Origin of the sequence: Nocardia sp. CA-135398 (assembly GCF_050955845.1) — a bacterium.
GTDB lineage: Bacteria > Actinomycetota > Actinomycetes > Mycobacteriales > Mycobacteriaceae > Nocardia.
Map to the genome: position 1 here is coordinate 7606021 of NZ_CP192084.1, position 25078 is coordinate 7631098.

At 65.1% G+C, this 25078-nt stretch carries 21 protein-coding genes; 16 read left to right on the forward strand and 5 right to left on the reverse strand.

All coding sequences use genetic code 11. The features are described 5' to 3' along the window. Positions 1-41: 41 nt before the first annotated feature. Both lat and ACQP1T_RS33835 read right to left on the reverse strand, forming a co-directional pair. Positions 42-1391 (reverse strand): L-lysine 6-transaminase, encoded by a 1350-nt coding sequence (lat, locus tag ACQP1T_RS33830; protein ID WP_433757068.1) that lies wholly within the window; start codon positions 1389-1391, stop codon positions 42-44. A gap of 64 nt (positions 1392-1455) precedes the next feature. Further along, positions 1456-1908 (reverse strand): Lrp/AsnC family transcriptional regulator, encoded by a 453-nt coding sequence (locus ACQP1T_RS33835; protein ID WP_040686931.1) that lies wholly within the window; start codon positions 1906-1908, stop codon positions 1456-1458. Between the two features lie 109 nt (positions 1909-2017). On the opposite strand from ACQP1T_RS33835, the gene amaB reads away from it, so the two are divergent. From amaB to ACQP1T_RS33870, 7 genes are all read left to right on the forward strand, one after another. After that, complete coding sequence (gene amaB / locus ACQP1T_RS33840) at positions 2018-3547, forward strand: L-piperidine-6-carboxylate dehydrogenase (protein WP_433757069.1); 1530 nt, start codon at positions 2018-2020, stop codon at positions 3545-3547. Between the two features lie 624 nt (positions 3548-4171). Further along, entirely contained in the window at positions 4172-4756 is a 585-nt protein-coding gene (locus tag ACQP1T_RS33845) for a hypothetical protein (RefSeq protein ID WP_433757070.1), read from the forward strand. Between the two features lie 218 nt (positions 4757-4974). Continuing rightward, complete coding sequence (locus tag ACQP1T_RS33850) at positions 4975-5769, forward strand: hypothetical protein (protein ID WP_433757071.1); 795 nt, start codon at positions 4975-4977, stop codon at positions 5767-5769. Next, entirely contained in the window at positions 5769-6371 is a 603-nt protein-coding gene (locus ACQP1T_RS33855; protein WP_433757072.1) for a hypothetical protein, read from the forward strand. Before ACQP1T_RS33850 ends, ACQP1T_RS33855 begins: the two co-directional genes overlap by 1 nt. A 77-nt stretch (positions 6372-6448) precedes the next feature. Continuing rightward, the gene (locus tag ACQP1T_RS33860) at positions 6449-6769 is read left to right on the forward strand and encodes a hypothetical protein (RefSeq protein ID WP_433757073.1); all 321 of its coding nucleotides are present in this window, start codon (positions 6449-6451) and stop codon (positions 6767-6769) included. 171 nt (positions 6770-6940) lie between these two features. Then, on the forward strand, positions 6941-7345 hold the full coding sequence (locus ACQP1T_RS33865) for a DUF3761 domain-containing protein (RefSeq protein WP_433757074.1): 405 nt from the start codon (positions 6941-6943) through the stop codon (positions 7343-7345). A gap of 219 nt (positions 7346-7564) precedes the next feature. Continuing rightward, positions 7565-11032, forward strand: coding sequence for an indolepyruvate ferredoxin oxidoreductase family protein (locus ACQP1T_RS33870; protein ID WP_433757075.1), 3468 nt, complete (start codon positions 7565-7567; stop codon positions 11030-11032). A gap of 50 nt (positions 11033-11082) precedes the next feature. On the opposite strand, the gene ACQP1T_RS33875 is transcribed toward ACQP1T_RS33870, so the two are convergent. The 3 genes from ACQP1T_RS33875 to ACQP1T_RS33885 are packed head-to-tail and all read right to left on the reverse strand — an operon-like array spanning position 11083 to position 13451. Beyond that, positions 11083-11922 carry an SDR family oxidoreductase gene (locus ACQP1T_RS33875; protein WP_433757076.1) on the reverse strand — a complete coding sequence of 280 codons (840 nt, stop codon included), beginning with the start codon at positions 11920-11922 and terminating at the stop codon, positions 11083-11085. Next, positions 11919-12866 (reverse strand): patatin-like phospholipase family protein, encoded by a 948-nt coding sequence (locus ACQP1T_RS33880; RefSeq protein ID WP_433757077.1) that lies wholly within the window; start codon positions 12864-12866, stop codon positions 11919-11921. The genes ACQP1T_RS33875 and ACQP1T_RS33880 overlap by 4 nt, the downstream gene beginning before the upstream one ends. A gap of 39 nt (positions 12867-12905) precedes the next feature. After that, positions 12906-13451, reverse strand: coding sequence for a histidine phosphatase family protein (locus ACQP1T_RS33885; RefSeq protein WP_433757078.1), 546 nt, complete (start codon positions 13449-13451; stop codon positions 12906-12908). Between the two features lie 137 nt (positions 13452-13588). Here ACQP1T_RS33885 and ACQP1T_RS33890 point away from each other — a divergent pair, with 137 nt between their 5' ends. The 9 genes from ACQP1T_RS33890 to ACQP1T_RS33930 all read left to right on the forward strand — a co-directional run bounded on the left by ACQP1T_RS33890 (position 13589) and on the right by ACQP1T_RS33930 (position 25078). Further along, positions 13589-18349, forward strand: coding sequence for an ATP-dependent helicase (locus tag ACQP1T_RS33890; protein WP_433762472.1), 4761 nt, complete (start codon positions 13589-13591; stop codon positions 18347-18349). 51 nt (positions 18350-18400) lie between these two features. Further along, a complete protein-coding gene (locus ACQP1T_RS33895; RefSeq protein WP_433757079.1) occupies positions 18401-19207 on the forward strand; it encodes a DNA-formamidopyrimidine glycosylase family protein in 807 nt (268 codons plus the stop codon). Positions 19208-19299: 92 nt separating this feature from the next. Beyond that, the gene (locus tag ACQP1T_RS33900; protein ID WP_433757080.1) at positions 19300-19866 is read left to right on the forward strand and encodes a TetR/AcrR family transcriptional regulator; all 567 of its coding nucleotides are present in this window, start codon (positions 19300-19302) and stop codon (positions 19864-19866) included. After that, on the forward strand, positions 19866-20711 hold the full coding sequence (locus tag ACQP1T_RS33905) for an MBL fold metallo-hydrolase (RefSeq protein ID WP_433757081.1): 846 nt from the start codon (positions 19866-19868) through the stop codon (positions 20709-20711). The genes ACQP1T_RS33900 and ACQP1T_RS33905 overlap by 1 nt, the downstream gene beginning before the upstream one ends. A 56-nt stretch (positions 20712-20767) precedes the next feature. Then, positions 20768-22129 (forward strand): hydroxysqualene dehydroxylase HpnE, encoded by a 1362-nt coding sequence (gene hpnE / locus ACQP1T_RS33910; protein WP_433757082.1) that lies wholly within the window; start codon positions 20768-20770, stop codon positions 22127-22129. 62 nt (positions 22130-22191) lie between these two features. Further along, on the forward strand, positions 22192-22773 hold the full coding sequence (locus ACQP1T_RS33915) for a TetR/AcrR family transcriptional regulator (protein ID WP_433762474.1): 582 nt from the start codon (positions 22192-22194) through the stop codon (positions 22771-22773). Between the two features lie 92 nt (positions 22774-22865). Continuing rightward, the gene (locus tag ACQP1T_RS33920) at positions 22866-23084 is read left to right on the forward strand and encodes a hypothetical protein (protein ID WP_433757083.1); all 219 of its coding nucleotides are present in this window, start codon (positions 22866-22868) and stop codon (positions 23082-23084) included. Between the two features lie 54 nt (positions 23085-23138). Next, the gene (locus ACQP1T_RS33925) at positions 23139-23813 is read left to right on the forward strand and encodes a winged helix-turn-helix domain-containing protein (protein ID WP_433757084.1); all 675 of its coding nucleotides are present in this window, start codon (positions 23139-23141) and stop codon (positions 23811-23813) included. A gap of 26 nt (positions 23814-23839) precedes the next feature. Next, complete coding sequence (locus ACQP1T_RS33930; protein ID WP_433757085.1) at positions 23840-25078, forward strand: sensor histidine kinase; 1239 nt, start codon at positions 23840-23842, stop codon at positions 25076-25078.

Genomic DNA, 25078 nt, shown 5'->3' on the forward strand with positions numbered 1-25078 from the left:
TACGCACTCGGACAGCCGATTTTCCGTTTGCGGTCAGATAACTATCCGGCGTCGGAGAGTACCCGATCGAGCGCGTCGACCGCGGCGTCCAGTTCCGACTCGGTAACGGTGAGCGGCGGCCGGAACCGGATGCCGCGATCGCCGGTGCCGAGAATCAGCACATGTTCGCGTTCGCGCAGTGCGGTCAGCAGCTCGTCCCGCAGTTCGGTCGAGGCCAGCGTGATGGCGCACATCAGCCCGCGTCCGCGCGGTTCGGTGACCCGAGGATGGTCGGCCGCGAGCTGTTCCAGACGCCGCAGCAGGTGCGCACCGAGCGGCCGGGACCGCTCGATCAGCTCATCGCGCTCGAAGACCTCGAGGATGCGCCGGGTCCGCACCATATCGGTGAGATTGCCGCCCCAGGTGGAATTGAGCCGAGAGCTGACCACGAAGACATTATCGGGCACCTCGTCCACGCGCCCGCCCGCCATAATGCCGCAGACCTGGGTCTTCTTGCCGAACACGACGATATCGGGCTCGAGCCCCAGTTGTTGGTAAGCCCAAGTGGTTCCGGTCATGCCGACGCCGGTCTGCACCTCGTCGAGGATGAACAGTGCGTCGTTCTCGCGACAGAGCCGCTGCACGGCCTGCAGGAATTCCGGGCGCATATGCCGGTCTCCGCCCTCGCCCTGGATCGGCTCGGCGATGAAACAAGCTATGTCGTGCGGGTTTTCGGCGAAGGCGCGACGCGCCTGGTCGAGTGCGTGCGCTTCGGCGGCGGCGATATCGACGCCGTTGGCCAGGAACGGCGCATCGATGCGGGGCCAATCGAATTTGGGGAAGCGGGCCGTCTTCACCGGATCGGTATTGGTCAGCGACATGGTGTAGCCGGTGCGGCCGTGGAACGCTCCGGTCAAGTGCAGCACCTTGGTGCCGAGTTCCGGTGCGCGTCCATGGGATTCGTTGTGCCTGCTCTTCCAGTCGAACGCGACCTTGAGCGCGTTCTCCACCGCTAGTCCGCCGCCGTCGATGAAGAACAGGTGCGGTAGCCGGGGATCACCGAGTACTCGCACGAAAGTCTCTACGAAGCGGGCCATTTCGACGGTGTAGATATCGGAGTTGCTCGGCTTGTTGAGCGCCGCGACGCTCAGTTCGGCCCGGAACTCTTCGTCCTCGGCCAGGGCGGGATGGTTCATGCCAAGGGCATTCGAGGCGAAGAAGCCGAACATATCGAGGTAGGAGCTGCCGTCGCGTTCGTCGACGATCCGGCAGCCACGGGATTTCCGTAGATCCAGCACCAGGTCGAATCCGTCGGCGAGGATGTGCGCCGACAAGATCTCGTGTACCCGGGAGGCGGGGGCGACCGGTGCAGTGCCACTCCCCGCGCGGGTGCGCTCCAGTTCGATGGTCACACCCGTAGGGTACGTAAATCTTTACGAAAGTTCTACGGAATAACGGAGTAATTACGGTCAGAGGCTACCTGTCGTAGAATGTCTGCAAGATGATGGTGCTTCGAGTTCGCACGTTGGCGGTCGCCCTGATCTCCTGCAGCAACTGCTCGAGGTGCCGAGGAGAGGCCACCCGCACCAGCAACACGTAACTCTCGTCACCGGCCACCGAGTGGCATGCCTCGATTCCCGGGATATGTTGCAGCACGGCGGGCGCGTCATCGGGTTGCGAGGGGTCGAGAGGAGTGATGGCGACGAATGCCGACAACAGCTGCCCGAGCGCCTCTGGATCGACATGTGCGGTGTAGCCACGGATCACCCCGCGCGCCTCTAGTCTGCGGACCCGCGACTGCACTGCCGAGACCGATAAGCTCGCCTTTTCGGCCAGATTCGACAGGGTGGCGCGACCATCGGCCATCAGTTCACGAATCAGCAGGCGATCGATGTCATCGAGTACGGGTCTTGCCGGTGTATCCGCCATCAGCGAAGGCTAACCCAGCGGAGGCTACTCGTGGCGAAAACTTTTGCTCGTTAACCCGCCCTACCCATCCGATACTGTTCGCAGACCCAAAGTTACAGCGGAGCAACCGATGACAGATACGCTCGACGACCACCTGACCAAGGACCTGGCCACCCGCGCGGCCGAACTGCTGCACACACTCGGGGCGCAGACACCGGTCGCGGGCGAACTGCCCGCACGGACGCCGATCACCGGTGGCACGCTCATGACCCTGCCCGCCGATTCCCTCGACGACGCCGATGCGGCGATCGGGCGGGCGGCGGTCGCCTTCCGCGGCTGGCGTACCGTTCCCGCGCCGGTGCGGGCCGGGGTGGTGCGGCGACTGGCCGAGCTGCTCGCCGCGCACAAGGCCGAACTCGGCGAACTGGTCACCCTGGAGGCGGGGAAGATCGGAGCCGAAGCCGTCGGCGAGGTGCAGGAAATGATCGATATCTGCGAGTTCGCGATCGGGCTGTCACGCCAGCTGTACGGCAAGACCATGCCCTCGGAGCGGCCCGGACATCGGCTGATGGAGGCCTGGCATCCGCTCGGCGTGGTCGGGGTGATCTCGGCGTTCAACTTCCCGGTCGCGGTGTGGGCGTGGAATACCGCGGTCGCACTGGTCTGCGGCGACACGGTGGTGTGGAAGCCGTCGGAGACGACACCGCTGACGGCGCTGGCCTGCCATACGCTGCTGCGCCGCGCGGCGGCCGATGTGGGCGCGGATCCCGAAGTGCACCAACTGATTCAAGGTGGTGCGGAGGTCGGCTCCCGGCTGGTAGACGACGAGCGGGTGGCGCTGGTGAGCGCGACCGGTTCGGTGCGGATGGGCCGAATGGTGGCGCCGCGGGTGGCCGCTCGGTTCGGGCGTTGCTTGCTGGAGTTGGGCGGCAACAACGGTGCGATCGTCACGCCCACAGCGGATTTGGAGTTGGCCGCACGCGGGATCGTCTTCGCGGCGGCGGGTACGGCCGGACAGCGCTGTACCACCTTGCGTCGGCTGATCGTGCACGCCGATGTCGTCGGGCCGCTGCTGGATCGAGTGGCCGGAGCGTATCGGCAACTGCGCGTGGGTAATCCGCTCGACGACGGGGTGCTGGTCGGACCGCTGATCAACGGCCGCGCCTACGAGGGAATGCGTGCGGCCATCGATCGTGCGCTCGGCGATGGCGGCGATTTGGTCTGCGGCGGTGAGCGAGTCGACGGCTTCGGCGACGACGCCTTCTATGTGCGCCCCGCGATCGTGCGGATGCCCGCCCAGACCGCCGTGGTCCGCGAGGAAACCTTCGCACCGATCCTCTACGTGCTGACCTACCGTGACTTCGACGCCGCCATCGCCCTGCACAACAGTGTGCCGCAAGGCCTTTCCTCGGCCGTCTTCACCGCCGACCAGCGCGAAGCCGAACGCTTCCTCGCCGCCGATGGCTCCGACTGCGGCATCGCCAATGTCAATATCGGCACCTCCGGCGCGGAGATCGGCGGCGCGTTCGGCGGCGAAAAGCACACCGGCGGCGGCCGGGAATCCGGGTCGGACTCGTGGAAGGCATACATGCGGCGGGCGACCAACACCGTCAACTACTCCGATCAGCTGCCACTGGCGCAGGGCATCCAGTTCGGCTGAGCCACAGTCCGTCCTGCCACCCGGGCGCATGGCGCGGCGATATCGTCGCAGTGAACGGCGACAGCACGAGGCACGGGTTCTGCGCGCCGCTCATGTGTGTGCGGCAGAGCGAATAATCTTCCGCGGATGTCGAGCCCGGTTCCCCAGCCAGAGTGGGCAATTGCGTCTTGTCTGCGAACGCGCGCACGGGATCTGCGCGCGAGATTCGATCCCGGGCAGAGGTTTACGTGTCTGCGAGCAGGAGCGGTTGACAAACCGAAGGACGCCGGAGAGAGTGATCACGCCCGCCCCTTTGGGGGGCGGTTGACGCCACGGGGGGTTGATGTCGATTCCAGAGATGACCGCGCTGTCCGCAACGGCGGTCAACGGTTACCGCGAGGTGCAGTGATGGCTGGCGGCTTCTACAACCACTATGACGACCCCGATGAATTCTGGGACGAGGCACCGCTCGAGCCGCGGACCAAGGCTTCTCATGCACCGTCGCCTTCTTCGCACCCTCACCCAGCAGGTCGGTCCGCCTCGTACAGTCCGCCCCCTCCGGTAACTTCCGCTACTCCCGCGACCCCCTCTCACTCGTTCAGTCAGCCTTCTACAGCACCGACGCCGAGCTCGTCGGCCACTGTAATGACCAGGCTTGGCATCACCCCGCCTGAGAAATCGTCCTTGGTTTCCGTGGAGGTGGGTTCCGATCGTCTGCCCATAGGTATCAGTCTGGGGCGCAGCTGGAAAAATTCATTAGATCCGTCGCAATACGGTCGGTCGATTATGGATGCCTATCGCTATGGGCTCTATCTGATGGCTGCTCGCATGGTCGAGTCCGGAGAGCTGCCTCCATCTACCGTGCCGTCGCTGCGTGATGCTGCTCCGTTGCTGTTGGGAACCCGTACTATCGACGAGTTTCGAGAACTGTACGATCATCTATTTCTGGAAAATCCAATTACGGTTCACGGGCCGGGACGTAACGCGTACGGTCAGCCAGCACTGACAGTCACCGCGACAGAGTCCAAGCTGATCTCGATCGGGATCGATCCAGGGTGGGCGGAGGGAACCGATGCGAATTTCATCGCCCAAGACATTCTCGAATGCTGTCAGCAAGTTCGAGCGAAAAAACCGCAGTCTGTGAAAGACGTATACCTGGATCAGGAATCGGATAGCGAATTGGCTTCGAGGGTCGTGGGGCATGAGCAGTATCTATTGCAATATGGATAGGGGTGGCGAAGTTATTGCGACGGGTATGGTCGACCCTCACACCAACGGTCGATAAAGCACTTCCGATAAACTGCAGAGTTGGTCGGGAGGCGAGGCAGCCTTCCATCGCATCGGCAATTTTGAACACCTTTGACCAGTCGACCTCATGCACCTCGGGATGGGTGCCATTTTAGTGGATAAGCAGATCGAAGCTGGATAAGAACGGACGTTTGATTCTTGTGGCCGAATTGACGGAAGCGAGCCTGGCGCAACTCAGGAACAACTTCTCACAAAAGGTGGATGAAGTCAAGAAGACGCCAGACAAAATCAATAATGCGGTCGACAATTTGAAATATGTAGCACCCCTGGTGTATTTGAAAGTGAGCGAAGTCAGGGATGATATACAAGAAACCCTCGCTGAACTGTTCGAGAAACTCAAAGAGGCAGTCGATGGAATGTTTGCCCCCTGGTTATTCCTGGATTACGCGGCCAAATGGCAAGTCATAGGTTCCCAGGTCCGCTCATGTAATGGCATGCAGGGTAGACGTGTGTTGAATATGGAGGGTCGATGGGATGGGAGTGCCTACAAGTCTTTCAAGACAACAAAGGAAAGTCAGCAGGCGGCCATGACTTCCATCGAGAATATGTGCAACACGATTCATGACAAACTCATTACTGTCGCGGAAGAGGGGCAGAATCTTTATCTGAACATAGTCAATAAGCTGTCGACGATAGTCGCCCAGGTCGCGACGTTCGCCGAGGAGACGGCTGGCACAGCGGGCGTTGCCTGTATCTGGACAATTAATAATTTGAACTCGGCTATTGTGGCGGCCGTTGAACTCATCGTGCAGGCACTTACCGACTTCGTAAAGACCGAGAGCAAGGTGTATGTCGCCAGTCAGGAGCTCAAGAACCTTGTCCGGGCACCGAGCGGGTTCGACGTGGCCAAATCAGGCAAGGTGAGCTGGCCCAGCAGCGCAAGCGATCTGTTCGATAACAAAGAGGACGATTGGAAACAGGATGGAGCGGCGTAGTGCGCAGACAGCCGTCGCGGGCGGGCGATGAACTCACTGGGGCGTATGCCCGATCAATTGAAGGCCTTGGTCATCTCTATTCGGCTCCGAAGATCATAGCTGCTGTAGCGGGTGTGTTCGTCTTGGCAGCGTGTAGTTCAGGAGAATCTGTTACGCCAACTGCGGAGTTTAGTTCGCCGACAGTGGCGACATCCACCGTTGCAGCATGCACCAAGACAGAATTCTACGCGCGGAACCCGGACGAGAAATACTTGACGGCGGAAATTTCGAAAATGCAGTTTCCCTCGGGAACCTGCTTATTCATGGTGGACACGGGCGATGCACTCGACAAACCAGAAACAATACACGTCACTGTCAGTCTCGACGTCGCAGACTCGAAAAGCCCGGATGATCTACGTCCGGTCGCTACCGATATCGCACACGTTCTCAAGAAGACTGTAATCGGACTGCGCATCTCGGTCGTGGACATCGATAACTGGGGTACAGCGAAGCCGAAGTACCGAACGCTGCTGACCGATGAAAATTTCCAAGAACACCCATGGAATGGCGTGCCGTCCAGGGAGGCCGAGACGGCGATCTGGAAGATTGTCGATCCAGCATGATGTGGACAATTATCGAACCAACCGTGAATATCCTCGAGAAATGAATATTTCCGGAGTGATTGTTTATGACTAGAGATTTGAATGTCGACCTCGAGCTTCTCGAGAAGGTTTCCAAGGTTTGGCTGGATGAGGTGGCGCCAGAACTGGGAAAGACAGCTGCAGATATCGACGGCTTGAAATACACGGTCGTGCAGTTCGGCCCGCTCTTCGCCGGTATGTGGTTCGAATATACCCAAGCGGCTGATTTCATTCAAAACCGCCTCAACGAGGCGAAGCCCGTGGCTGAGCAGATTGGAAATGCGCTTCATACAGCCGCCACCAGCTTCGGCCAGCAACAGGAACAGCAAGTGCAGGAGACAGCGAAACTGAAGGAAGCAGTAGACACTCCAGGAAATTAGGGTGCGGTCTATCTGACACGCCCCGCGGTGATGGTCACGAGTCACGAAGCGTCGCGTCCGCTGGTCCGAGCGGTCGGCCCCGGTGATTTGCCGCCAAACCGGAACTCGCTTCACCACCTTCGTCGGCACAGGCACTGCCTTCATGGGTGCGCTCACACTGCTGCTCAGCGGATGCGCGCCGCAATCGAGCGGACCAGCATTCACCGCCGCGACGGCGTCGGTCATCACGTCGAAGGTCACATCGCGACGCCCACTCCGACACCGTCGCCGCAGCCAACCACAACTACTGCGGCTCAGACGACCGCACCGCCGACCACGTCGGCATCACCGCCCGTGGCGGCTCCCGCACCGATCGCCTCCCCACCACTGGCAGCAGCCGCCCCGCTGCCACAATCCCAGCAGAGCTGCGGCGACGACTCATACCTCAACTCGGACAACCAATGTGTGCACCGACCCCAGTCCGCACCCGCCGCCCCGCCCGGAGCCACCGCCCGCCGCTCCGACGGCACCTACAGCTGTAGCCAGCATCGGTCGGGCACCTGCTCCCATCACGGTGGTGTAGCCGCCTGGTTGTAGCTCCCGACGGCGAGGCAGCCGATTACCGCTCGCGTGGCCGGGGTCACAGTCCACCTCACATCCTGCATAGCGCGTGCCCACTCGTTGAGCTTCAGATTGAGCAGTGTGCTCAGCGTGCCGCGCATCGGTTGTGCGTTCAGCTCTTCAAGTACAGGATGGCGGCAACAAATGCTCAACGAAGCGAAGCGCCCGATCGGCGCTTCGCGGACGGGTGGATTCATGACCGAGCTCGCGGACCGCGAACTGATCCCAGCCCCCTATGACCTGGCCGACCGCTACCGCGTCGGCGCGGGCACCGTTGTCCTCACCGGCGTCCAGGCGATCGCTCGACAGCTGGTCGAGCAGCATGTTCGTGATCTGCGCGCCGGACGCCGGGTCGGCACCTTCGTTTCCGGATATCAGGGCAGCCCGCTCGGCGGCGTCGACAAGATGCTCAGCGGAATGCCGAATATCTTGGCCGAGCACGATATTTCGTTTGTCCCCGGTTTGAACGAGGAACTCGCGGCGACCTCGGTGTGGGGTAGCCAGGCGGATCTGCCCGCGGGCGAGGCGACGCACGACGGCGTTGTCGGAGTCTGGTACGGCAAGGGCCCCGGCCTCGATCGCGCCACGGACGCATTGCGGCACGCCAATATGTACGGCGCGAATGCCCGTGGCGGCGTGCTGTTACTGGTCGGCGATGACCCGGCCTCCAAGTCCTCGACCGTGCCAGCGGTGAGTGAGCGATCGCTGGCCGCAATGGGCATTCCGGTGCTGTTTCCGCGCAATGCGCGCGAGATCATCACCATGGGTCTGCAGGGCGTCGCGTTATCGCGCGCATCGGGATGCCTGGTGGCGCTGAAGATCGTCGCGGACGTGGCCGATGGCGCGTGGACAGTCGACGGCACGGTCGGTGATATCGACATCGCTGTCCCCGAGATCGACTGGGAGGGAAGGCCGTTCACCTACCTGCAGCGTCCGATGGCCGCACCAGCGGACAGCGTGCTCGCCGAGGCCGATCTGTACGGGCCGCGCTGGAAAATGGTGCAGGCCTACAGCTCACTCAATGAACTCGACGTCATCGAGGTGAATCCGCCGCGCGCCCGCATCGGAATCGCTGCCACCGGAACCACCTTCGACGCCATGCGTCAGGCACTGATCGATCTCGGTGTCGACGATGACGCCCTGCATCGCGCCGGGGTTCGACTGCTGCGCATCGGCATGCCGTATCCCATTGCGCCCGAACGGGTCCGGCAGTTCGCCGATGGGTTGGAGCGGATCGTGGTCGTCGAGGACAAGACCGCGTTCATCGAAACGCAGATCCGCGAAATCCTGTACGGCGGCGCCGATGCGCCGCAGATCGTCGGCAAGCGCGATGCGGAGAACCGGCCGCTGTTCCCTCAGGACGGTGAACTCACCTCGGGTCGGATCGTGGCGCCGCTGCGCCGCGCGCTGCAGGGTCGGCTGGAGATGAAACGTCCCTTGCCGCAACCACTGTCGCTTGCGGTACTGCCCGCGAAGCGGGCGGCCTACTTCTGCAGCGGCTGCCCGCACAACCGGTCCACCGCCGTGCCGGAAGGGTCGATCGCCGGTGGCGGCATCGGCTGCCACACCATGGTGACCATGTCCGGCCGCGAGGACAGCAAGGTGACCGGGCTGACCCAGATGGGCGGCGAGGGTGCGCAGTGGATCGGGCAAGCCCCGTTCACCTCGGTGCGGCATCTGTTCCAGAACATCGGTGACGGCACCTATTTCCACTCCGGACAACTCGCCGTGCAGGCCTGTATCGCCGCGGGCGTGAATATCACCTACAAGCTGCTCTACAACGATGTCGTCGCGATGACCGGCGCACAGGACGCCGAGGGTGCACTCGCGGTGCCAATGCTGACCCACAAACTCACCACCGAAGGCGTGCGGCAGATCATCATCTGCGCCGATGAACCCAAGAAATACCGCAAGCGCGACCTCGCCGCCGGAACCCTGCTCTGGCACCGGGATCGGCTCGACGAAGCCCAACGCACCCTGCGCGAAATTCCCGGCGTGACCGTGCTCATCTACGACCAGCACTGCGCCGCCGACGCGCGCCGCCAGCGCAAGCGGGGCACGCTGCCGGTCCGGCGGACCCGGGTGGTCATCAACGAGGCGGTCTGCGAGGGCTGCGGCGATTGCGGTGTCAAGAGCAACTGCCTCTCGGTGCAGCCGATCGATACCGAATTCGGTCGCAAGACCCGCATCGATCAGACCTCCTGCAATACCGACTACAGCTGCATGGACGGCGATTGCCCCTCATTCGTCACGGTCGAGCTTCCGGCGAAAGCCGAGCAACGCAAGGCAACTCGACGCCCGGAGCCACCGGTGCTGCCCGAGCTGCCGACCGGCGCTCCTGCGACGACCCAGAACGTATTCCTCGCCGGTATCGGCGGCACCGGAATCGTGACGGTCAACCAGGTGCTCGCGACCGCGGCGCTGCGCGCCGGGTACGAGGTGGCGAGTCTGGACCAGATCGGCCTGAGTCAGAAGGCCGGACCGGTCGTATCGCATCTGCGCTTCGCGAGCGGCGAATTGGAACCGGCGAACCGCCTGACCCCGGGCTCGGCCGACTGCATCGTCGCATTCGACCTGCTCGCCGCGACTGATAACAAGAATCTGTCGTACGGGTCCGAGCAGACCACCTTGTCCGTCGCCTCGACCAGTAAGACGCCGACCGGCGATATGGTCTACGACAAATCCGTCGCATATCCCGAAGAGCGCGAACTGCTTTCCCGGCTCGAGCGGGTTTCGCGTTCGGTGCGATCGTTCGACGCGCTGGCCGCCGCGGAGGTGCTGTTCGGCAATACCGCGGCTGCCAACTTCCTGCTCGTCGGCGCCGCTTATCAGATCGGTGGTCTGCGCATACCTGCCTCCGCGATCGAGGAGGCCATCGAGATCAACGGCGTTGCGGTGCATGCCAATATCGCGGCATTCCGATGGGGTCGGATGGCGATCGCGCGACCGGATGAATTCGCTGCCGCCACTGTACGAAAGACCCATAAGCGTGCCGAGATCGCTATTCCGGCAGACCTTTTCGATGGTGTTTCCGTGACGGGAGAGACCAGGCGACTGCTCGAACTGCGTGCCGTCGAGCTGATCGGCTTCCAAGGTGTGCGCATCGCACGCGAGTATGTCCGTACCGTGCAACGCATTTGGGATGCCGAGCGACGCGTCACCGATCGCACCGAGTTCAGCGAGCAGGTGGCCCGTGGCCTCTACAAGTTCACCGCGTACAAGGACGAATACGAGGTGGCCCGCCGCTTGACCGACCCGGCTTTCCTCGAGCAGGTCAGCGAGCAACTCCCCGACGGCGCGAACCTCACCTACCGCCTGCACCCACCGATCCTGCGCGCCATGGGCCGCAAGAAGAAGATCGGCCTCGGTCCACGCAGCCACGTCGCCCTGCGTGTCCTCGCCAAGGGAAAACGCCTGCGCGGCACCAAGTTCGACCCCTTCGGCTACGCGCACGTCCGCCGTGTCGAACGCACCCTGCTCGGCCACTACACGGAAATGGTGACCACCCTGGCCGCCGACCTCGACCTGGCAGACTACGACCGCGCCGCCGAAGCCGCCGCACTCCCCGACATGGTCCGCGGCTACGAGGACGTCAAACTGGCCAACGTCGAGCTCTACCGAAACGCCCTCCACGACCTCGGCATCGAACCACCCCAGTTCTGATCGCAGAGGTACCTGTGGCGGGCCGGTCGATCTCTCGCCACAAGATCTGACTATTCGGTAATCGAACGGACCTGCTGTTCGTATTCGGCGCGGGTTTCGGAGTCGGCAGGATGGAGGGCACGGTTGCCGTCGAGGAGTCTGCGAACAAGGCGCACTGCGCGTTCGGGAGCGGCGGCCAAGGCTATGTCGATGGGGCCGAGGTAGTTCGGAACGGCTACCTCGGCCTTGCGGGTTTCGCAGGTTTGCAGGATGGCTGCGGCGACGTCTTCGGGGTCCACGGTGGGCATGCCCCTGCCGAGGGTCAGGCCGGAGGAGAGGCGGGTGCGCACAGCCGAGGGCATGACGCAGCTGACGCTGACACCCTGCGGTGCGAACTCCAAACGCGTTGCGGCGGACAGGCCTACCGCGGCGAATTTGCTGGCGTTGTAGACGGCCAGGCCCGCGACCGGAATCTTGCCCGCGAGCGAGGCGACATTGACGACGTGCCCGCGGCGGCGCTCGATCATGCCTGGCACCACCGCGCGCATACCGTGGATGAGACCCCAGACGTTGATATCGATGGTGGCGCGGCCGACCGCATCGGGCTCGTCAAGGAACGCGCCCGCTGGCATGACACCCGCATTGTTGACCAGCACGTCCACCGTGCCGAACTCCGCGACGACCTTGTCCCACTGATCGCGGGCACGGACGTCGAGCTCATAGGCGCGCGCACCGATCGCGGCAGCGGCGGATTCGGCTGCGACCTTATCCACATCGGCGATGGCGATATCAGCGCCCTCCGCCGCGAAAAGTTCCGCGGTCGACTGTCCGATACCGCGGCCCGCACCAGTGATCAGCACCCGCGCGCCCCGCAGGTCGATACCCGGGTAACCGTGACCGAGAATATTCATGCGAAAGCTCCTTGTTCTAGCGCTCGGCGGGTACTGCGCAAACTGTGTTCGAAGGTCTGGAGGCGACGGCGGCCGTCCATGAAGTTCGGGCCCATTACCGCGAGATCGGCCGCGGTGGCACCGATCACGAGGACGCGGGTGCCCGACGCGCGCAACACCGCGACCTCGGCCGCGAGTTGGGCGCTCATTCGATTGCGCAACTGCCGCTCCAAGAAATGACCGGGGCCGGTCGCGGAGACCTCTTCGACGGAGGCCATCGGCGCGAGCACCAGTACCTCGTCGAGTTGTTGCGCGGCAAGCAGATCCACCGATGCGGTCGAGCCCGCACCACCATCGATGAAGCGCCGTCCGGCGATCGTCACCGGCGGAAACCAGCCGGGCACCGCCCACGACGCGCGCAGCGCCGCCCCCAAGTTCGCCGACGGCGCATCGGGCGAGCCGAACGGAACCCGTTCTCCCGTCGCATAATCCATGCCGACCAACCAGGTCGCTGGGTGAGATACCCAGGAGTCGCCGGGGTTCAGGCGATCGGCAAGGTGCTGCAGCCAACTCGCGTCACCGCCGCCTATCGGCAGCAGACCGCTGCCCGCGGTGAGCAACCGCTGTCCGGTCGCGGGCGCACGCAGACTCAATGCCAGCTCACCCAGCCGCGGTCGGGGCAGCGGCGGGAACCGTCCGGGCTCGGAACGCATATGCGCCGACAGAATCGGGTTCGTCGAGGTGCCACGTTGCATGGCGACGAGTTCGTCCACGCCGATACCGCTGCCGAGCAGGGTGACCGTCTCGGCACCCGCCGACGTGCCGAGCAGCAGATCCGCCTCGCGCGGATCCCAATCCAGCACCTCGCGGGTGGCGGCCAGCGCGGCGACGATCCAGGCGAACCCGAGCGTGCCGCCGCAGCCGATGGCCAGGCCGCGTCGTTGCGACCGGTTTTTGTTACCCATGGTTCCACACACTAGTCGCACCGGAGACGCGCCCGGATCTCACGCCGTGAAGTGCAGCGTCCATTCGCCGCGGTAGTGCAATCGGGTGACGCTGCCCGGCGGAATATCGATCCGCCAGAACGATTTCGGCGGGGCGTCCAGGGTCACCAACAGCGCCGCGCGGATCACCGCCGGGTGGGTGACCGCGATGGTGGACATGCCCTCGGAAGCGATTTCGGCCATCAAGTACCTGGTTCGCTCGACCACATCGGTTACGGATTCGCCGCCGTGACCACGGAACTGCGGGTCGGTCAGCCAGGCGTACAGCTCATCCTGCGGCACCGACATCAGTTCGCCGCCGCGCCAGGCTCCGGCGTCCAGATCGCGCAACCGGGCGTCTTCCTCGCCCGGAAGTCCCATCAACGCAGCGGTTTCCACGGTGCGGCGTTCGGGTCCGGTGAGTACCCGCGCCGCGGTCAGGCGGCCGCACGCCGCGATTGCTCGACGACCCGCCTCGGTCAGCGATTCGTCTACTGGAAAACGTGCCTTTCGCATCGCCTCGGTCATGCCATGGCTGACCAGGTCGAGTCTGAGCACCTTTTGCACGGTTGGAAGCGTACGGCGCGACGCTGGCGGCCGTACTTCGATTGCCACCCCTTCGCTCGGGCCTGGAGCCATTTGCCGGACTCGAGGTATTCCGGGCGCCGCTGCTGGTTGTCGGTGCCGGGGTGCACACTGATGCCATGGCCCAGTTCTCCACCGCGACCCAAGAGTGGTTCGACGGCGCATTTCCTGCGCCGACCTCCGCTCAGCTGGGCGCATGGAAGGCCATTGCCGCAGGTGAGCACACCTTGGTCGTCGCGCCGACCGGTTCGGGTAAGACGCTGTCGGCCTTTCTGTGGGCCATCGACCAACTCGCGACCCGACCGAAGCCCGAGGGCAAGGTCGGCACCTCGGTGCTCTATGTGTCACCGCTGAAGGCATTGGCGGTGGATGTCGAACGGAATCTGCGCGCGCCGCTGGTCGGGGTCACCCAGACCGCCAAGCGGCTCGGCCTGGACCCGCCGACGATCACCGTCGGCGTTCGGTCCGGCGATACCAGTGCGGCGGACCGGCGATCGATGCAGCGGACACCGCCCGACATTCTGATCACCACACCCGAATCGCTGTTCCTGATGCTCACCTCGGCGGCCAGGGAAACGCTGAGCGATGTCGGCACGGTGATCGTGGACGAGGTGCACGCCATCGCGGGCGGTAAGCGCGGTGCGCATCTGGCGCTGTCGCTGGCCCGGCTGGATCTGCTGACCGAGCGGCCCGCGCAGCGGATCGGGCTCTCGGCGACGGTGCGGCCGCCCGAGGAAGTCGGGCGGTTCCTGGTTGGAAATGCGCCGATCACGATCGTCTCGCCGCCTGCGCCGAAAACCTTCGATCTGTCTGTGCGTGTACCGATCGCGGATATGACCGAGCCGGGCGATTCCGATCAGCCGGGCTCGATCTGGCCGCATGTCGACGAGGCGATCGTGGATCTGGTGTTGGACCACCGGTCTTCGATCGTCTTCGCGAACTCGCGCAGATTGGCCGAGCGACTGACCGCACGGCTCAATGAGGCCTATGCCGCGCGGCTGGGCGAGGCCGTCGAGATCGAGCACAAACCGCCCGCCCAACTCGGTGCGTCCACCGAAGTAATCCACGGCGCCGATCCGCTGCTCGCCCGGGCACACCACGGATCGGTGAGCAAGGAGCAGCGGTCGCTGATCGAGGATGATCTCAAGAGCGGACGGCTGCGCTGCGTGGTGGCCACCAGCAGTCTCGAACTCGGAATCGATATGGGCGCGGTCGATTTGGTGGTGCAGGTGGAGGCGCCGCCCTCGGTGGCAAGTGGGTTGCAGCGGGTCGGGCGGGCCGGGCACCAGGTCGGTGAGATCTCGCGCGGGGTGCTGTTCCCGAAGCATCGCACGGACGTCATCCATTGCGCGGTCGCGTCACAGCGGATGACGGCTGGTCAGATCGAAGCACTCCAAGTTCCCGCGCACCCCTTGGACATCCTGGCCCAACAGACCGTCGCGGCCTGCGCGCTCGAACCCATCGATGTCGACGCGTGGTTCGAGACCGTGTGCGGCACCGGAAATTACGCCTCGCTGCCCAGGTCGGCGTATGAATCGGTGCTCGATCTGCTCGCCGGTCGCTACCCGTCGGACGAGTTCGCCGAATTGCGGCCCCGGCTCGTGTGGGACCGCGACGCGGGCACGCTCACCGGTCGGCCCGGCGCACAGCGACTGGCGGTGACCTCCGGTGGCGCGATCCCGGACCGCGGCCTGTTCGCCGTCTACATGGTCGGTGAAAAGGCATCTCGAGTGGGCGAACTCGATGAGGAGATGGTCTACGAGTCCCGGGTCGGCGATGTATTCGCTCTCGGCGCGACCAGCTGGCGCATCGAGGAGATCACCTTCGACCGAGTGCTGGTCACGCCCGCATTCGGGCAGCCGGGGCGATTGCCGTTCTGGCATGGCGACGGACTCGGTCGCCCCGCCGAACTCGGTGCGGCGCTCGGTGAATTCATTCGCAATGCCGGCGCGCACTCGCCGAAGGGTTCGGACCTCGACCCGAAGAAGAACTCCCCAGCGGACCCGGCAGTCGAGGCACTCCTTCGTGATGCCGGCCTGGACGACAATGCCACCGCGAATCTGGTCACCCTGCTCGATGAACAGCGCACTGCCACCGGACAATTGCCCACCGATAAGACCCTGATCGTCGAGCGGTTCCGCGACGAGCTCGGTGATTGGCGACTGGTGCTGCATTCCCCGTACGGTCTGCCGGTGCATGCGCCGTGGGCGCTGGCGATCGGTGCGCGGCTGCGGGAGCGGTTCGGTGTGGATGTCGCACCGAATGCCTCCGATGACGGAATCGTGGTGCGACTGCCCGATACCACCGACGATCCGCCCGGTGCCGAGCTTTTCGTCTTCGAGCCCGATGAGATCGACGATATCGTCACCGAGCAGGTCGGCGGATCGGCGCTGTTCGCATCGCGCTTCCGGGAGTGCGCGGCGCGGGCGCTGCTACTGCCCCGACGCGATCCGGGTAAGCGTGCGCCGCTGTGGCAGCAGCGACAGCGGTCGGCGCAATTGCTCGATGTGGCGCGGAAGTTTCCGGACTTTCCGATCCTGTTGGAGACAGTGCGCGAATGTCTGCGCGACGTTTACGATCTGCCGTCGCTGCGGGATCTGCTCGGACGGGTGGCGCGTCGCCAAGTGCGACTGGTAGAGGTCGAGACCGCGACACCGTCGCCGTTCGCCAATTCGCTGCTGTTCGATTACATCGGGCAGTTCATGTACGACGGAGACAGTCCGCTGGCCGAACGTCGGGCCGCCGCGCTGTCCCTCGATTCGAGTCTGCTCGCCGAACTGCTCGGGCGGGTGGAGCTGCGGGAGTTGTTGGACGCCAGCGTCATCGAGCAGACCGAACAGGAGTTGCAGCGGCTCACACCCGAACGGTTGGCGCGGGATGCGGAGGGGTTGGCCGATCTATTGCGGCTGCTCGGACCGCTTACTGCCGAGGAAGCCGCGCAGCGGTGCGTCGGTGTGCGACTCGACGACGCAGAGCCAACCGGTAGTCCGGCGGAATGGTTCGCCGCCTTGGTGAAATCGAAGCGCGCACTCGAGGTCACCTTCGCGGGACGGACCTGGTGGGTCGCGGTGGAAGACGCCGCGCGCCTGCGCGACGCGCTCGGCGTACCGCTGCCGATCGGCACCCCGGCCGCATTCATCGAACCGGTCGCCGATCCGCTCGGGGATCTGGTCGGGCGCTATGCCCGCACGCACGGACCGTTCACCACCGAGGCCGTGGCCGCCCGTTTCGGACTCGGCACCGCGGTCGCCGCGACGGCACTGCACCGGCTGGTCGCGGAAAAGCGCGTGGTAGAGGGCGAATTCACGCCAGCGGCCAGCGGCTCGGAGTGGTGCGACAGCCAGGTGCTGCGCCGATTGCGCCGTCGGTCGCTGGCCGCCGCCCGGCACGAGGTGGAGCCGGTCGCGACCGCCGCCTTCGGCCGATTCCTGCCGTCCTGGCAGCACATCGGTACCGGTGAATTGCGCGGCGTCGACGGGGTCGCCACCGTGGTGGAACAGCTTGCGGGAGTGCCGATTCCCGCTTCGGCATGGGAATCGCTGGTATTGCCCGCGCGGGTGCGCGACTACTCTCCCGCCATGTTGGACGAGTTGATGGCCACCGGTGAGGTCATCTGGTCCGGGCACGGCGCCATCACCACCAAGGATGGCTGGATCGCGCTGCACCTGGCCGATCAGGCCCCGTTCACACTGACTCCCGCCGACGAGATCGAACTCTCCGAGGTGCATCTGCGTCTGCTCAGCGCATTGGGCGCATCGATCGCCCCGTGGACGCCCATCGATGTCGATACGCCGGAGCAGCCCGCAGGGACGGACCAGGTTGTCTCGCTGGATGATGATGCGGTACAGGATGTTTCAGCGAGGCCGGGCAGTTCGCCGACTGGGGGTTCCTCGGGCTCAGCGCGCCGAGGCGGTTCGCCGATGCGACTTCCCCCGGTCCTGCACGGTGGCGGCGCGTACTTCTTCCGGCAACTCTCCGACACCACCGGACTTCTCGACGACAGCAAAGTCGCGAGCGCATTGTGGGAGCTCGTCTGGGCAGGCGTGGTCTCCGGTGACACCTTCGCCCCGGTCCGCGCCCTGCTCTCGGGCACGGCACGGACCACAACCGCACATCGCACACCCCGGCGGGCACCACGCGGACGGGCCTACCTTCCCCGACCGAATATGCCGACCAGATCCGGGCCGCCCGCCGTCGCTGGCCGCTGGTCGCTGCTGCCGGAACGGGTGGCCGACAACACCCTGCGCGCGCACGCGACGGCAGACACCCTGCTGGAGCGGTACGGCGTGCTGACCCGCGGCTCGGTGCAGAACGAGGGCGTGCCCGGCGGATTCGCGCTGATGTACCGCGTGCTCACCGAATTCGAGGATCGCGGCCGTTGCCGCCGCGGCTATTTCATCGATTCGCTGGGCGGCGCGCAGTTCTCCACCACCGATGTGGTGGACCGACTGCGCTCCTTCGACACCGAGCGCACTCGCCCAGGCGACGGCGGACGCGGCCGGAGCACCGCATTCGCCTTGGCGGCAAGCGATCCCGCGAATCCCTACGGCGCGGCACTGCCCTGGCCGAAGGGACCATCCGAGGGCGCGGGCCACCGTCCGGGACGCAAGGCCGGTGCGATCGTCGTGCTCGTCGACGGCGAACTCGCGCTGTATGTGGAGCGCGGCGGCAAAACCCTGCTCACCTTCACCGAGGATCCGAACGTCCGCCAGGCCGCGGCCACCGCGCTGGCCGATCTGGTGCGCGACCGCCGCGTCGACTCGCTGGTAATCGACCGGGTCGACGGAGAAACCGTGCACGGCAACACCTTCGCCGGTTTCCTCACCGAGGCCGGTTTCTCCGCGACCCCACGCGGCCTGCGACTCCGGAGCAAGCCGTGACTCGCCGAACCAACTCGCGCGTGGCGACACCGCTGCGGCAAGGGTCGAGCCATGCCTGAAGGCGACACCGTTTTCCTGACCGCAGCCAGGCTGCGGCTCGCGCTGGAGGGGAAGACGCTGATTCGCAGCGATTTCCGGGTGCCGCGCTATGCCACGGTCGATCTGGTCGGGCAGCGGGTCGAGGGGGTCGCGAGCTATGGCAAGCACCTATTCGTCCGAACCGACGAGGTCAGCGTCCACACGCATTTGAAGATGGAGGGCGAATGGCGGACCTACTGCGCCGGTGAACGGTGGACCCGGCCGCCGGTGACCGCCCGGCTGGTGCTCGGCACCGATGACACCGAGGCGGTGGGCTTTTCACTCGGCACCGTAGAGGTGCTGCGACGCGCTGACGAGCACACCGCCACCGACCACCTCGGGCCGGATCTGCTCGGCGCGAACTGGGATGTGACCGAGGCGGTGCGACGGCTGGAACGGCATCCGGCGCAACCCATCGGCCTCGCGCTACTCGATCAACGTAATCTGGCCGGGATCGGCAATATCTTCCGCAGCGAAATCTGCTTCCTGCGCCGCGTCCACCCGGCCACACCGGTCGGCGATGTCCCCGACCTGCTCGCCCTCGTACACGAGGCACATCGGGTACTCACCAAGGCCGCCACCGAACCACCGTGGCGGCCACTGGCCTACGGCCGCGCTCGCCGACCGTGCCAGCGCTGCGGCACCCGCATGGTCGTGCATCTACTCGGCGAGACCGAATCCCAACCCGGCCGTACCGCCCGAAACCCCCAGTCCGACCGAATTACCCAGCGCGAACGCGGCATCTACTTCTGCCCGCGCTGCCAACCAGAACCCGCCTGATATCGCGATAGCCACGCGATTATGAATCCCCCCACTACTCGAACTTCGCCAACTAACTAGACCGGTCGTCATAGTTCACGTATCGTGAGGACGTGGCACCTCGCACCGACTCCCGCCAACGCTTCATCGACGCCGCGGCCGACCTCTTCCACACCCAGGGCTATCACGCCACCGGCCTGAATCAACTCGTCAGCGCGGGCGGCGCACCCAAGGGCTCGCTCTACTTCCACTTCCCCGGCGGCAAGGAACAGCTCGCCGCCGAAGCCCTCACCCAATCGAGCAGGCAACTGCGCGACCAGCTCGACGCCACCCTCGCCGATGGCGGCGATATCGCCGCCGTCTTCGACGCCCTCACCGCACTGCTGGTCGAGTCCGATTTCGAACGCGGTTGCCCGATCGCGACCATCGCACTCGATGCGGGCCGCGAGAGCGAAACGATCAGGCAGGCATGCGTCACCGGTTTCGAATCCTGGCGCGAGTCGATCGAAAAGTACCTGCGGGACAAAGGAATCGGCCAAGAGCGCGCCGCCGAACTGTCCACCGTCGCCCTCGCCACGATCGAGGGCGCCCTGATGCTCGCCAAGACCAAACGCGATGTCGCGCCGCTGCGCGCGGTCGCCGCCCACCTGCGTACCACCTTCGAACGGGAGCTTTCCTGATGCGCGTGCACCACCTCGATTGCGGGACCATGCGCCCACTCGGCGGCCGACTCCTCGACGGCACCGGCAGCGTCTTCCGCCGTGCCGAAATGGTCTGCCACTGCCTGCTGCTCGAACTCGACTCCGGACTGGTCCTGGTGGAGACCGGCATCGGCGAACAGGCGGTGCACCGGCCCGAGGAATGGCTCGGCCGCCGCTTCGTCCGGCTCACCAATCCGGTCCTCGATCTCGCGCAGACCGCGGTGCGCCAGATCGAAGCGCTGGGTTACCGACGCGAGGACGTCCGTGACATCGTGCTCACCCATCTCGATCTCGACCATGCGGGCGGACTCGCCGACTTCCCGCACGCGCGGGTGCACGTATACGCCGAGGAACTGCGTGCGCTGCAGGGTGGACATACGCGGGCAGAACGCTTGCGCTACAAGGAACCTCAGTTCCGGCACGGTCCACGTTGGGAGTCGTACGCGGATACCGGTGAAAGCTGGTTCGGTTTCGACGCGGTGCGCGAATTGACCGGTCTGCCACCGGAAATCCTGATCATCCCGCTCGCCGGGCATACCCGCGGGCATGCGGGCGTCGCCGTCGATACCGGAAACGGATGGCTGCTGTCCGCGGGCGACTCCTACTACCATCCCGGCGTGCTCGACCCGGTTCGTCCGCGACAACCGTTCGGAACGGCCATGTTCGAGAGGAATGTGCAGACGCTTCCCGCCGCCCGCATCGAGAACCAGCGGCGGCTGCGTGAACTGGTGCGCGACCACGGCGACGAGGTCAGGGTGTTTTCGGCGCACAGTTCGATCGAATTCCATGCGATGGAACAGGTCGGCGTTCAGCCAAACCCTTGACGGCCCAAGCACTCCCGATTAACTTGCAGAATGTAAGTTAATCTAGGGAGTGCGACGTGAACGATTCGCGGCGGTACGTGGTCATCGGGGGTGGACTGGCCGGGCTCGCCGCCGCGGTCTGGTTGGCCGAGGCGGGTAAGCAGGTGACCCTGCTGGAGCGCCGCGGCCGACTCGGCGGCCGCACCCATGCGATGAAAGTCGAAGCGGCCGATGACCTTCCCGATAATGGTCAGCATGTGATCGCCAGCGGTTACGACCATCTGTTCCGCTATCTGACCAGCATCGGCACCCGCCAGTACATCGCCTTCCCGCATCGCGCCATGCTGCGCTGGCCGGACGGACGCAGCGCGTCCATGTCGACCAAGGGTTTCGGCGCATGGCGCACCCTGTTCGGCGCACATCCCGATGCGAGCCTGCTCGATCGGCTGCGCGCCGCTCGTGCCACGCTGCGGCTGGGCTGTCAGTGCCTGCGCCAACCCGCCGATCTCGCCGATCTCACCACCGAACAGTGGTTCGACCGGGTAGGCATGCCCGCACCGGCGCGAGAAGCGTTGTGGGACTGGCTCGCTCTCGGTCTGGCGGCCGAACCGGTGCAGCAGGAATCGGCCAAGATACTGGCCGATTTGATGGCCACCGGCATCCGGCTCGGGATCAAACACCGCAGAGCGGTCACCATCGGCTACCCGACCACCGACCTCGATACGCTCTACATCACCGGGGCCCAAAGGGTTTTCGAGAAATACGGCGTCGAGGTCCGACACCGCGCGGTGGCCCGCCGCATCAATATCGAGAATGGCGCGGTGACGGGGGTGGTGCTCGCCGACGGATCGATCGTCCCAGCCGATGCCGTCGTCTGCGCGGTACCGAATTCGAATATCGGCGGACTGCTCGACGACCTGCCCGAACATCCCGAAATCTATGCCGCCGCAGATAAATTGGGCTATACGCCGATAGTCAGCACCAATCTGTACCTGGACCGGCCGCTCGGCACCGAGGCCGAATTCGAGGCGCTGATCGGCGGCACCGGCGTCATCGACGAGGTCTTCGACCGCCAGTTGATGACCGGGCGCAGCACCGACCAGGCCTGGCTGTACTGCCTGACCACCAGCGGTGCCTACGAGCAGATCCACAAGACCAACGAGCAGATCATCGACGAACAGATGCGGCTGCTGCGGCGCTACTACCCGGCCGCCGAGAACGCGAAAGTCGTTCAGGGACACGTGGTTCGGATGCCGAAGGCGACCTTCTCCCAGGTGCTCGGCACGCACGGCCTGCGCCCGGATCAGCGCACCTCGGTGCCGACGCTGGTGCTGGCCGGTGATTGGACCGCGACCGACTGGTCGGCCACCATGGAGAGCGCGGTGCAAAGCGCTGCCAAGGCGGTGGATCTGCTTCTTGCGCTACCGTCGTTGCCGTGACCACGGAGCGCTCGACGTCTGAGCACCCCACCGCGAAACCCTGTGCAACGCCCAAGCGCCGCATGTCCGCGGCCGACCGGCGCGCACAGCTACTCGATGTGGCGCGCGAAATCGTCGCCGCCGACGGCTTCGCCGCGGTGAGCATCGATCGGGTCGCGCGCGAGGGCGAGGTCGCACGGGCACTGGTGTATCAGCAGTTCACCGATCTGTCCGGGCTGATGACCGCGCTGCTGGATCGGGAATCGGCGATCGCACTGGCCGGGATCGGCAGTGTCGACTGGGCGGGCACCGAGGACGATGCGGATCAGGTCGGCCGCGGCATTCTCGCCTATCTGCATGCCGCACCGACCAGTTGGCGGATCATCCTCAGCCCACCCGACGGCGGACCGCCGGATCTGCGCGACCGGCTCGAACTCGGCCGGGCCTATGCGCGGGCGATCGGCGCGCGACATCTGTCGCGCTATGCCGGGGTCACGGTCGATCCGGATGGCGCGACCGAGCGAATCATGCTCGCGGCATTGGAGGAATTGGCCCGGCTGCACCTGGCCGATCCGCAGCGGTACCCGGATGAACTGGTACTGAACTACATTCGGTCGCTCATCGCTTGGGCCACCCATGTCGAGGCCTCGAAAAAGCCACACTGAACTGCGGTTTCATCGTCCTCACGAAATTCTCACGGACGCATTGGTTTTCTAGTCCCGACGCGGGAACGACCCGCGCGAAAGAGAGGAAAGCCATGAAGATCCGCACCGCGATCGCCGCCGGAGTATTCGCCATCGGCGCCGTAGCCGCAGCCGGTGTCGCCTCGGCCGCGCCCACTCCGATGCACACCGATTTCATCGGCAACTACGCGACCTACGAGGCCTGCGCCGCCGACGGCAACTCCCCGAAGACCGGTGGCACCCAGTGGGAGTGCCGCGAGGTCGTCGGCGGCTGGGATCTGTACACCTACTGAGCACTCGGGTACCAGTCTGCGCACCAGGTGTGAAATACCTTATTCTCTGACCTCGTGCGAGTGCTGGTGATCGAGGACGACGAAGGTCTCGGCATGGAAGTCGCCGCGGGACTGCGCTCGGCCGGTTTCGCGGTTGACCTCGCCGCCAACCTCGCGGATGCCGATTTCAAGATCTCCGTCAATGGCTACGACGTGCTCGTGGTGGATCGCGGCCTGCCCGATGGCGAGGGTCTGCAGCTGGTCGCGACACACCGCGCACGAGGTCAGCGGGTGCCGGTCCTGATGCTCACCGCCCGCGACGCGCTCGCCGATCGCATTGCCGGATTCGAGCACGGCGCCGACGACTACCTCGTCAAACCATTCGCACTGCCGGAACTCGCCGCGCGGGTGCGCGCGCTGTCGCGGCGGCGTGAACATCCGGCGCCCGCCCGGATCGTGCTCGGCGATATCGATATCGATCTGCCGCGCCGCCGGGTGCAGCGCGCGGGCATATTGCGCTCGCTGACGCCGAAGGAATTCGCCGTACTCGAACTGCTCGCCACCCGCGCGGGCAGCGTCGTCTCGCGTTCGGAACTCATCGAATGCTGCTGGGACGAAATGGCCGAGCCGGCATCGAATGTCGTCGACGCCGTCATCGCGCAGCTGCGGCGCAAGCTCGGTGCACCGCAGGTGATCGAGACCGTGCGCGGCACCGGTTTCATGATCGGAAGTGACTCATTCGCACCCTGATTTCCACGGCGGACGCCCGCCCCGCCGTGGCCCGCCTGCGCCGCACCCGCTGGCTGCTCACCGCAGTGATCACCGCCATCACCGCGACCTGTCTGATCATTCTCGGCATCGTCGCCGCGACCATTGATACCCGCTCGCGGGAGGCCGCGCTCGACGATTCCCTCGATCGGGTGGTGAGCGGACTCTTCCGCGCCGTCAACCTGCCCGAGGGCGAGGATGCCATCGATGTGAGCCAGCTCGAGAACGACGCATTGGCCAATGGCGAGGTCGCGGTGCTGGTGCTCAGCGCGCCGGGGGACGGCAAATGGCAGGAGAATTTCGCGCATCTGCGCTCCTGGTTGCCCAAGGACGACGGCGTCGCTGGACTCGCCGATGACGCCGATCTGGCCGGTGAGACCGTTTTCCGCGACGGATACGACGGTGCGGGCCGCCCGGTCCGGATCGCGGCGACACCCATCACCTGGGAGGGCTCCGGGACCGAGGCGGTGGTCATCGCGGGTACGAATCCCGGTGCGTTCGACCGTGATCGGGCGCTGTTGATCTGGGGACTCGTCGTCGGCGGGCTCGCGCTGGTCGCGCTGTCGGCGGTGGCCGGACATCTGCTCTCGGGCCGGAGCATGCGGCAGGCCATTGTGCTGCTCGAAGAGCAGGAGCGCTTCCTCGGCGATGCCGCACACGAATTGCGTACCCCGCTCACGACTCTCGGGTTGGTCACCGCGCCGCGCCGCCGCAATCCGCACGAGGTCGAGCGGGCGCTGGTCGATGCCAGGGCGCTCGGCAGTCGGATGGAGCGGATCGTCGCGGGTCTATTGGCACGTGCCCGGATGCAGGCGGGCGTGACCACCATGGAGAAGGTGCAGCTGCTGCTCGATCAGCTCACCGAGTCGGTGGTCGAGGAATTCCCAGATGCGAATATCATGCTCGAGGCGAATCCCAGTGTGGTGGTCGGTGATCCGAATCTGCTGAGCCTCGCGGTGCGCAATCTCATCGAGAATGCGATCACGCACGGGGCGATCAACCGCGGTGCGCCCGTGGAGGTGCATGTGGCCGATGGCCGGGTCAGTGTGCGTGACCATGGGGCGGGTTTGACTCCGCAGTTGTCGAGCAGTCCGTTCACGCGCGGGGTGAGTGGTGGGCGTGGCAGCGGAATCGGGCTGGCGTTGGTGGCGTGGATCGCCGAATTGCATGGCGGCACAGCGACAATGGAACCTGCTGCCGGTGGCGGCACGATCACCTCGATTGTGCTGCCGCCGCCAGCTGTCTAG